The 10,135-nt window shown below is 64.4% G+C and carries 9 protein-coding genes, 1 tRNA gene and 1 pseudogene; 5 read left to right on the forward strand and 6 right to left on the reverse strand.

The window, feature by feature from the left end; genetic code table 11:
• Positions 1-101 precede the first annotated feature (101 nt).
• Complete coding sequence (locus ACN0V4_RS21265; protein ID WP_417679882.1) at positions 102-782, reverse strand: TIGR04283 family arsenosugar biosynthesis glycosyltransferase; 681 nt, start codon at positions 780-782, stop codon at positions 102-104.
• On the opposite strand from ACN0V4_RS21265, the gene ACN0V4_RS21270 reads away from it, so the two are divergent.
• A complete protein-coding gene (locus ACN0V4_RS21270) occupies positions 664-1,617 on the forward strand; it encodes a YgfZ/GcvT domain-containing protein (protein ID WP_417679884.1) in 954 nt (317 codons plus the stop codon). The genes ACN0V4_RS21265 and ACN0V4_RS21270 overlap by 119 nt on opposite strands.
• A gap of 98 nt (positions 1,618-1,715) precedes the next feature.
• Positions 1,716-2,333 carry a methyltransferase family protein gene (locus tag ACN0V4_RS21275; RefSeq protein ID WP_417679886.1) on the forward strand — a complete coding sequence of 206 codons (618 nt, stop codon included), beginning with the start codon at positions 1,716-1,718 and terminating at the stop codon, positions 2,331-2,333.
• 73 nt (positions 2,334-2,406) lie between these two features.
• Here the strand turns inward: ACN0V4_RS21275 and efp are convergent, their stop codons facing one another.
• The gene (gene efp, locus ACN0V4_RS21280) at positions 2,407-2,970 is read right to left on the reverse strand and encodes an elongation factor P (protein ID WP_417679888.1); all 564 of its coding nucleotides are present in this window, start codon (positions 2,968-2,970) and stop codon (positions 2,407-2,409) included.
• 220 nt (positions 2,971-3,190) lie between these two features.
• Between efp and ACN0V4_RS21285 the strand changes: the two genes are divergently transcribed.
• Both ACN0V4_RS21285 and ACN0V4_RS21290 read left to right on the forward strand, forming a co-directional pair.
• Positions 3,191-3,511, forward strand: coding sequence for a DUF6280 family protein (locus tag ACN0V4_RS21285; RefSeq protein ID WP_417679890.1), 321 nt, complete (start codon positions 3,191-3,193; stop codon positions 3,509-3,511).
• Positions 3,512-3,590: 79 nt separating this feature from the next.
• Complete coding sequence (locus tag ACN0V4_RS21290; protein WP_417679892.1) at positions 3,591-5,048, forward strand: cobyric acid synthase; 1,458 nt, start codon at positions 3,591-3,593, stop codon at positions 5,046-5,048.
• Positions 5,049-5,088: 40 nt separating this feature from the next.
• Here ACN0V4_RS21290 and ACN0V4_RS21295 read toward each other — a convergent pair whose 3' ends face one another.
• From ACN0V4_RS21295 to ACN0V4_RS21305, 3 genes are all read right to left on the reverse strand, one after another.
• A complete protein-coding gene (locus ACN0V4_RS21295; protein ID WP_417679894.1) occupies positions 5,089-5,928 on the reverse strand; it encodes a hypothetical protein in 840 nt (279 codons plus the stop codon).
• Positions 5,929-6,021: 93 nt separating this feature from the next.
• Complete coding sequence (locus ACN0V4_RS21300) at positions 6,022-7,443, reverse strand: TolC family outer membrane protein (protein ID WP_417679896.1); 1,422 nt, start codon at positions 7,441-7,443, stop codon at positions 6,022-6,024.
• An 81-nt stretch (positions 7,444-7,524) separates the two neighbouring features.
• The gene (locus tag ACN0V4_RS21305; protein WP_417679898.1) at positions 7,525-8,178 is read right to left on the reverse strand and encodes a protein-L-isoaspartate O-methyltransferase family protein; all 654 of its coding nucleotides are present in this window, start codon (positions 8,176-8,178) and stop codon (positions 7,525-7,527) included.
• A gap of 875 nt (positions 8,179-9,053) precedes the next feature.
• Between ACN0V4_RS21305 and ACN0V4_RS21310 the strand changes: the two genes are divergently transcribed.
• Positions 9,054-9,127: transfer RNA gene (locus tag ACN0V4_RS21310), tRNA-Cys, on the forward strand.
• A 59-nt stretch (positions 9,128-9,186) separates the two neighbouring features.
• Here ACN0V4_RS21310 and ACN0V4_RS21315 read toward each other — a convergent pair.
• A pseudogene (locus ACN0V4_RS21315) lies at positions 9,187-10,115 on the reverse strand (IS481 family transposase).
• Between the last annotated feature and the right edge of the window lie 20 nt (positions 10,116-10,135).

Consider the following 10,135-nt stretch of genomic DNA (forward strand, 5'->3'; position numbering starts at 1 on the left):
GGCGCCGCTCACCCCCCCTTTTTCTAGCCTGAAATATCCCGGGGGGAGGCCGCAGGCCGTGGGGGGCAGAGCCCCCCTCTCTGCGCCCGACCATCCACGCTCTAGCGGTTATACCGCGCCGCCAGCAGTTCCGGGTCCGCCCCGGCAAAATACCGCGCCAGGGTCCAAAGGTTGCGCCCGCCACGGCGGAACCAGCCGCGGGCGGCATAGCGCGCGGCGCAGGTCTCGGCGGTGGCAGGCAGCGCCGCAAGGCGCCCCAGACGACGCACCAGCGCCACATCCTCCATCAGCGGCTGATCCGGGTAACCCCCCGCCGCCTCATAGTCCCGCCGCCGGATCAGCAAGCCCTGATCGCCATAGGGCAGGGCAAAGACGGCGGCGCGCAGATTGGCCCAGCCGGCCACCAGCCGCCCCCGCCAACCGCCATCCCGAAAGGCCAGCCGGAAATAGGCCGGCGGCGCATCGGCGCGCGACACATGGGCGGCCACGGCTGCGGTCCAGCCCGGTTGCAGCACGGTGTCGGCGTGCAGGATCAGCAGCCATTCGCCGCGCGTCGCCGCCACCCCGCGCCTGAGCTGCCCGCCGCGCGAGGCCGGCCCTTCGACCACCTCTGCCCCCACCGCCTCGGCGATCTCGCAGGTGGCATCGGTCGATCCGCCGTCAGTGACCACCAATTCGCGGATCAACCCGAACATCAGCCCCTCGGCCAGAACCGCCAGGCACTGCGGCAGTTCGGCCTCGGCATCGAGCGTCGGGATCACCAGGCTGATCGGTGCGGTCAAAGGCAACTCCTGTCATCGGTCACGGGCGCCCTGTTCAAGCCCCGGCGCCCTCCTATATCACGAAGCACGACAGACAAGAAACCATCACGGGACCAGAACCATGACCACGCGCCGCATCCTGCGTCTGAGCGGACCGGAGACCGAGGAGTTCCTGCAAGGGCTGATCAGCAACGACATCCGCAAGCTGGACCAGGGGATGGTCTATGCCGCGCTGCTGACGCCGCAGGGCAAGTTCCTCGCTGATTTCTTCCTGGCCCGCGACGGCGAGAGCGTGCTGCTCGACGTGGCCGAACCGCTGGCCGACGATCTGCTGCGGCGGCTGATGATGTACAAGCTGCGCGCCAAGGTGACGATCGCGCCTGCCGGGCTCAACCTCCAGCGCGGCACCGGCCCCGCGCCCGAAGGCGCCCTGGCCGATCCGCGCGACCCGGCGATGGGCTGGCGTGCCTATACCTCCGCGCCCGAAGGCGATGACGGCAGCGACTGGGACGCCATCCGCGTCGCCCATTGCATCCCCGAGACCGGGATCGAACTGGCCCCCGAGACCTATATCCTCGAGGCCGGGTTCGAACGGCTGAACGGGGTCGACTTCCGCAAGGGCTGCTATGTCGGACAGGAGGTGACCGCGCGGATGAAGCACAAGACCGACCTGCGCAAGGGGCTGGCCCGTGTCGCGGTCGAGGGCGAAGCCCCGGTGGGAACCGAGATCACCGCCGACGGCAAACCGGCCGGGGTGCTCTTCACCCAATCGGGCGGCCAGGCGATCGCCTATCTGCGCTTCGACCGCTCGCAGGCGGAGATGCAGGCCGGCGGCGTCACGGTCCGGCGGCTCTGATCCAGGTTAGTCCGGGCGCGTGACTGTCACCTGGATGTTGCATCGCCGTGCTTTTGCAGGCGGCACGCATCTTGAGTCATCGCAAACCGGACTGACCAATGACCGATCTTCTTCAAACCCTCCACTCTGTGGCCCTGATCGCCGCCATCGTCTCGGCGCTTCTCCTGGGCGGGCTGCTGGCCTGGAACCTCTATCGCCCGGCCTTCGGCTTCTGGCCGGCGGGAGAGAAGGCGCCGGTGCGCCATCATCTCGCCTTTGGCCTGTTCCGCGTCTTCTGCGGCAGCACTGTCATCTTCGCCCTGCTCGAGGTCGGCACCCATGGCTGGGGCCATTGGCCCCGCTATGCCATCGGCCTGCCGCTGATGGTGGCAGCCTTCGGCATCACGCTCTGGGGCTACAAGTTCCTCGGGATCGAGAACACCTATTGCGAAAGCGACGGGCTGGTGACCGGCGGCATGTACGCCTATTCGCGCAACCCGCAATATGTCACCTCGGTGTTGGCGACAGTCGGGCTGGGGATCGCCTCGGGCTCGCCGATCACCCTGGGGCTCGCCGCCGTGCTGTTCCTGCTCTACTTCCTCTTCGTGCTGAACGAGGAACGCTGGCTGCTGCAGGGCTATGGCGAGGCCTTCCGCGATTACATGCAATCGACGCCGCGCTTTGTCGACGAGCGCAGCCTGATTCGGGCGCGGGCGGCAATTCTGGAAAACTTCTGACAAATTGCAAGCAAGCAAAAAGGCGGGTGATCTCCACCCGCCTTTGATTTTCGGCTGAATTCCGCTGCTTGGTTCAGGCGCGTTCGGTGTATTCCATGGTTTCAGTGTTGACGATGATGTCCTCGTCCTGGCCGACGAAGGGGGGCACCATCACCTTCACGCCATTGTCCAGAATCGCCGGCTTGAAGCTGTTGGCGGCGGTCTGACCCTTCACCACCGGCTCGGTCTCGACGATCTTGCAGGTGACCTTCTGCGGCAGGGTTGCGTTCAGCGCCTCGGCTTCATGGAACTCCACCAGGATGGTCATGCCGTCCTGCAGGAAGGGGCGACGCTCGCCCAGGATCTCGGCCGGCAGCTCGACCTGCTCATAGGTTTCGGCATCCATGAAAACCAGCATCCCATCGGTTTCATAGAGAAATTGCATGTCCTTCTGTTCCAGACGGACCCGCTCGACCTTGTCGGCGCTGCGGAACCGTTCGTTCAGCTTGGTGCCGTTGCGCAGGTTGCGCAGCTCGACCTGAGCGAAGGCGCCGCCCTTCCCGGGCTTGACGTGATCGACTTTGACGGCCGCCCACAAACCGCCGTTATGTTCAAGCACGTTTCCGGGGCGGATTTCGTTACCGTTGATCTTGGGCATTAGTAAAATCCTTGTACGCAAGGTTGATGCATGGGTTCGCGCCCCTATATCTGGCAGGGCGTTGCCTGGCAAGATAACCAGAGAGCATGCTGCATGCGCAGAGAGATATGCATTTCAAGCAATGCTGCCATGCAGAATGAGGGTGCCAGAATCATGCGCAATCGGTCATAAGCAGCAGCACGCCGAAAATTGCAAGAGCAAGAAAAACAAGGAAAACGGGATGAAAGATTTCGTTGACGGCACCGCCTTCAATAATGAGCAAGGCAATCGTGCGCGTAAACTGTTCGCGGCCGTTGTGCTGGCCGCCCTCGACGATGCAATCGCCGATGACAAGAAATATGGTAATGGTCCGGAGCAGATCGCCCGCTGGGCACGGTCGCGCGACGGACGTGAAGTGCTGAGCTGCGCCGGGATCGACCCCAACGAGCGCGTTGTCTCCGGCCTGATGGACTTCGTTTCCAAGGGCGTACGCACCTCGGTCGCGCTGTCGCGCGAGGAAAGCGAACGGCGCCACGCCGCAGAGCAGGCCGAAGCGGCCTGATCTCCACCTATCCCGTCACTTAAAAGCGCGCCTGCAAGGGCGCGTTTTTTTGCGCCGAGGCAGCCAGAGGATCGCCCGGATGACGCCGGCAGTGATGATACAGGGCACCGGATCGAACGTCGGCAAATCGCTGGTGGTGGCCGGGCTGTGTCGGGCCTTGGCGCGCCGAGGTCTGCGGGTGGTGCCATTCAAGCCGCAGAACATGTCGAACAACGCCGCCGTCACCGCAGACGGGGGCGAGATCGGCCGCGCCCAGGCGCTGCAGGCCCGCGCCGCCCGACGGATGCCGGTCAACGACATGAACCCGGTTCTGCTGAAGCCCGAAAGCGAAACCGGCGCCCAGCTCGTGGTGCAGGGGCGGCGGCGCAGCTCGCAGGAGGCCGGGTTCTTCCAGCGCAACAAGGGGGCGCTGCTGCAGGCGGTGCTCGAAAGCTTTGAACGGCTGTCGGATCAGGTCGACATCGTCGTGGTCGAGGGGGCCGGCAGCCCGGCCGAGACCAACCTGCGCGCCGGTGACATCGCCAACATGGGCTTTGCCCAGGCCGCCGGGGTGCCGGTGATTCTGGTCGGAGATATCGACCGTGGCGGGGTGATCGCCCAGATCGTCGGCACCCAGGCGGTGCTGGAGGATGCCGACCGCGCCCGCATCGCCGGCTTTGCCATCAACCGGTTTCGCGGCGATCTGAGCCTGTTCGACCGGGGTCGCGACGACATCGTCGAGCGGACCGGCTGGCCCTGCTTCGGGGTCATTCCCTGGTTTCACGATGCCTGGCGCCTGCCGGCCGAGGATATGATGGACATCGCCTCACGCCCCGGCGGGGCCTGCAAGGTGGCGGTGCCAAAGCTGCCCAGGATGGCGAATTTCGACGATCTCGACCCGCTGGCGGCCGAGCCTTCGGTGACCGTCGATATCGTGCCCCCCGGCCGCGCCCTGCCCGGCGACGCCGATCTGGTGCTGATCCCCGGCAGCAAATCCACCCGGGCCGATCTGGCGTTTCTGCGGGCGCAGGGCTGGGACATCGACATTCAGGCCCACCTGCGGCGCGGCGGCCATGTGCTGGGCCTCTGCGGTGGCTATCAGATGCTGGGACGCTCCATCGCCGACCCCGAGGGGCTGGAGGGCGCGCCGGGCACCGATCCGGGGCTTGGCCTGCTTGACGTCGACACCGTGATGACCGGCGACAAAACCGTGGTCGAGCGGGAGGGCCGCGCCCTGCCCGGCGGCGAGCGGCTCAGCGGATACGAGATCCATCTGGGCCGCACCGAAGGCCCCGACCGGGCCCGCGGCTGGCTGCGGATCGACGGAGAGACCGAAGGCGCCGCCAGCCCCGACGGGCGGGTGCGCGGCAGCTATCTGCACGGGATGTTCAGCTCGGATCCCTTCCGCGCCGCCTTTCTGGCCGAACTGGGACAGCGGTCGAGCCATGCTTATGACGACGGGGTCGAGGCCACGCTTGAGGCGCTGGCCGACCATCTGGAACGCTATATGGATATCAACGAGCTACTGCGGATCGCCCGGACCCGCGCCGCAGACTGAGGGGGCAAAGGGGCAAGGCGCCGCCCTGCCCGGCCCCGGCTTATTCCAGATCCTGCGACGCAAGCACCCGGTGGATTTCACGGCGCACCAGCTTGCGGACATTGCGGGTGATCCGTTCTCCCAGCGCGCCCTGAAGCTCCTGCCGGACGATCTCGGCCACCAGTTCGCGCAGGGCGTCCTCGTCCAGGACCGCTTCATCCTCGGATGTCGCGCTCTCTGCCGCGGCAGCATCGGCGGGGTGGCCGCTGTCCACGACGTGATCTTGCCAGGCGATGGCGTTGCCCCTGGTCCCGGCATAGGCATCCCGGCTGTCGCCATCGGGTTCCCACTGGTCGCGGGTACGGCCGATCGCCGCCTCAAGCGCCGCAATCTTGGCCGTCAGGCTCTCGGTTCGGGTGGATTGGAAGCTCGGCTCGACATAGGCTTCCTCACCCGCCTCCACGGTGGCGGGTTGGTCGGCCACCTGCCGCAGCGCGGCTGCCAGCTCTTCCTCGGTCGCCTCGGCAGTCTCGTCAACGTCGACCCATTGCGGCGGCATCTCCTCCGCCACCACATCGTCTTCGAAGCTTTCCCCGACGACACCGGCTGCCCCGACCGTCGGCTCGATCTCCGGAGCGAAGTCCTCGTCCTCCTCCGCCCAAGACTGCGCAGGGACCGCGGCCCCAGGGGCGAGCGTCTCATCGACGCGCAGCGAAGGTGTCAGGACCAGCCGGTCACCTCCCTCGCTCAGCGCCCCAGCCGCGGCGCTGGACGATCGCACCGCCCCCCCGGCCACGCTTTCGGGCTCAGGCCGGATGTCGCTACGGGATTCTTCGCTGACCAGACGGCGGATCGAGGAAAGAACATCCTCGATCTGCGCATTCGTGACGGGCTTAGGCATGTCTTGGTTCCACTCTGACCTTGTTTAGAAGTGTAAACCCCTGCCAGGATTCTCACAACCGAAAGCGAGAATTGTCAGAGCTTGCCTTGGATGTCACTCTTTTCCGAGCGCCTTGAGCACCCGATCCAGGTCGCGACTGCGCTTGCTGACCTTGGCCGGCGCATTCTTGACCAGATTGTAGTAAAGCGTCGGGTCATAGATCTGCACCGCGAGCCCCAGCCGTTCGGCCGTCAGCAGCCCCTGCGCCACCAGCAACTGATAGGTCGCGATCCCCTCTTCCGAGCGGGCCGAGATCTGGTTGGTTTGCGCGTCCAGCAGATCCTGTTCCGCCGACAGCACATCCAGCGTGGTCCGGGCGCCCAGCTTGGCTTCTTCGCGGATCCCGTCGAAGGCGACCTGCGCCGCGCGCACCTGCTCAGCACTGGAAACAAGGTTGGCCTTGGCGACCTCAAGCCGGACATAGGCCGATGCCACGTCCTGCACCACGTTGTTCTGTGCCGTCAGCAGCGCCGACTTGTAGGAATCGCGGTTGGCCAAGGCGCGTCGATAGTTCGCCGACAGCGCGCCCCCCTGATAGATCGGCTGCGACACCGAAGCGCCGACGGTAGCGCTGTGAGTATAGTCGGTACTGGTGGTCGCCTCGGTCACACCGATATTGGCCGAGAGCGAGGCACTCGGCCCCATGGCCTTGGACGTGGCCTGGGCGCTCAGCTCTGCCGCCCTGACCTGATGCTGTGCGGACAGGATGCTGGGATGGTTGCGCACGGCGATATCAGTGGCGGCCTTCTGCGAGGCGGCGGGCTTCGGCAGCCGCGGCTCGCCGGCCAGCGGACCGGCCTTGTGGCCGGTGGCGTTGAAATATTCGGCCTGCGCGCTGACCAGGGTGCCGCGTGACGAGGCGAGCGAGGATTTCGCGGCCGCCAGCTGCGCTTCGGCCAGGGCGACATCGGTGCGGGTCACCTCGCCCACATCGAAACGGTCCTGGGCCGCGCGCAATTCTTCCTGCAGCAGCCGCACGTTGTTTTCCTGCAGCCGCACGTTCTCGCTGTAGAGAACGACGTTCAGATAGGCCGAGGCGGCGCGGAACAGGATCTGCTGCTCGACGTTCAACAGGCTCTGACGGGTGGCAAGAACCGCTTCCTGCGCCGCTTGCCGGTTGAGGACCGTGGCGCCGCCATCATAGAGAAGCTGGCTCAGCGACAAACCGGTGAAGAATTCGGTGTCGTAGTTGTTGAGCTTGCTGCGGTTATTTTGCGTCTTCGCCAGCGTCCGCGACAGCTGGGTCGTCCAGTTGATCACCGGACGCAACGACGACAGCGCGATCGCAACATCTTCATCCGCCGCCCGCAACACCGCACGCTGCTGTTCAAGCAGCCCGCTGGTGTTATACGCGCCGATCATCGCGTCCACGATATTCTCTGCCGCGGCGCGCTGCGGCGCCATGGCGGTAATCGCCAGCCCACCGACCAGAACGGCCGATTTGAGAAGCCCCTTGATACCTGCTGCCTTGCCCATATCCTCGTCTCCGATTGCCCGCCGTTCCGGGTTCCAGATTGTCAAAGGGCGCGACCTTGTCCGACCGCGCCCCCGTTAGCTTCAGAGCGAAAACGCCCTTTGCTTTTCGAACCCCGGCAGCACCGGGGCAGCGGCATTGAACACATAGCGCCAGGACATCTTGCCGCCGCGCTTGAAACCGATCCGGACCTCGCCCAGGGCACCTTCGATAAAGATGCCGATCATCCGGCCGCCTTCCTTGAGCTGATCGACCAGCGCCTGCGGCATCTCCTCGACGCCACCCTCGACGATGATCGCATCATAGGGGCCATGTTCCGCAGCGCCGGCCGCCAGCCGACCCTGATGCAGAATCGCATTGTCCGCGCCGGCCTCGGACAGAAGCTCAGGCGCCTCGCCCGCCATATCCGCATCCTCTTCGACCGCCACCACGGCCTGCGCCAGCTTGGCAATGACCGCGGCGGAATAACCGGTGGCGCAGCCCACATCCATCACCAGCTCGTCCTGGCGAATGTCCAGCGTGTCCAGCATCTTGGCCAGGGTCCGCGGCTCGAGCATGACGCGGGCGCCGCCGAAGACCAGATCCTCGCCGGTATAGGCGACATCGCGCAACGCATCGGGCGCGAAGATTTCGCGCGGAACCGCCAACAATGCGTCGATGATCGGGTATTTCGTCACATCAGAGGGCCGGACCTGGGTATCGACCATCATGCGGCGGCGGGCAGCGAAGTCTGTCATAGCTAAACTCTTTTGTTCAGTCCCTTGCATGGCTTTTGCCACATCCCTTCGGCCCCGGCAACGGTGGGTGTGCAATTTCCCGCCTGGAGAGGCCTTGCAGCCCGTTCACAGATCAGCTAGGGCCCCGCCCCGCACCTTCGGCAGGCGAGTTGGCAACGCGGTGACGCCGCGAACTGCACGTCCCGCATCCCTCATTCGATCTTACTGTAAATCGAATGCAAAACAATCGTCGCAGTGATCGAGGCCGCGCAAAGACCATGTAAAGACGGATGCCGCCATATGCGGTCCGGCACAGAAAACCACCATCGGTCGACAGATCAGGGAGGACGGCTGGCCCCCGCGCCATCGCAGGAACCAGCCTGGGGCGATCCCGGGGATCACACTGATGCACCCGACGCACTATATATGACGCACTATATATAATGCCTGGTATGAACTGCATTTGGCCCGCGAATAGCCCGCCCCATCCCCCGCGGGCAGGGTGAGCCCAGTGGGTCGATGCGGCTTTTTCACTCACCCGGCCGCCAGCCGGCGCTTGCATCAACAGACCTTCAAATTCATCTGGGTTCGACTGACCAGATACCTGACCAGATAGATATCCCCTCGTGGCGACATGGGAACCGTGCCAACTTACCCGAGGCCGATCTTCGTGAGTTTCGCCGCCTCGGCCCTGTTTCCGGCTCCGCACCGCCTTCGCTGGGCCTCTGTGGGGGACTGCTCGTCAGCCTGTTCCAGCCCCTCAACCGCAGCAGAAGAGGACAAGAACAGAAAGCGAATGTGTGGCGTTCCTCCTGGCCGCGTCAAAAATCGCGCTTGCGATCAACATAAGCCGCCGCTATATCGCCTGTCACCACATGGCATTTTTGCCACCAGCAGGCGAGTTGGCGGAGTGGTGACGCAGCGGATTGCAAATCCGTGTACAGGAGTTCGATTCTCCTACTCGCCTCCATATCTTTCAAGCACTTAGCGGTTTTTCGCTTCGGCTTGAAATCGCGTCCAAGCAAATGTCTAGGTGTTCAGTCCCGGCCTCTGGTGGATCGGGTTCAGGATGAATCTGTCGGGCTCTGATGTCCAGATCTTGCAGATGTATTCGTATGGGGTGAGACCGCCGAGGGTCTTGAGCCTTCGAGCGAAGTTGTAGGCCGCCATGAAGTCGGCGAGGTGCTTTCGCAACTGGTCGTGGCTGTCGTAATGGAAACGTTTGACGGTGGCCTCCTTGATTGTGCGGTTCATCCGTTCGACTTGGCCATTGGTCCACGGATGATTGGGTTTGGTCAGCCTGTGATCGATGCCTTTTGCCTCGCAGATCATGTCGAAGCGCATCGGCCGGGAGTAGATGGTATTCCGGTTTCGAGGCTGCTCTGCGAACGGGATTCCGTTATCGGTCAAGATGGTGTGGACCTGGTAGGGCACGGCTTCGAGCATGTGCTGAAGGAATTCCCAGGCTGTCTTCCTGTCGGCCTTGTCGACCAGTTGGGTCACGGCGAACTTGCTCGTGCGGCCGATGCCGACGAACAAATATAGTTTGCCTTCAGCGATCTGCACCTCGGCGATGTCGATGTGGAAGAACCCTATCGGGTAGCGTTTGAACCTCGACCACTTCGGCTTGTCGCCCTCCACATCAGGCAGGCGCGAGATGCCATGTCGTTGCACAACGCAGATCGCGTCAGGTGAGGGATGGATGGCTGCGGGGCGTAAAGGCAGTCGTCTAATGGCAGAAGCGCATGGCGCCGGAATGCCACTATCGCCGCCTCTTCATCCTCGGCCAGGACCGTAGAGCGCGGTTCCGATGGCCCGGTCTTCATATCCTCGACCGTCGCGCGCTTGCGCCACTTCGCTACGGTCTTGGGGTTGATGCCCAGCTCCCGGTTCAACGCCGCGAGCGAAGCTTGCGCCTCTCGGCAGATTGCTGCGCAATCGCCTGCCGGCCAATGGATCGCTCTATTGCTGCTCGGAC

The sequence above is a fragment of the Pseudodonghicola sp. genome (genome assembly GCF_048268305.1).
Classification (GTDB): Bacteria; Pseudomonadota; Alphaproteobacteria; order Rhodobacterales; family Rhodobacteraceae; genus Pseudodonghicola.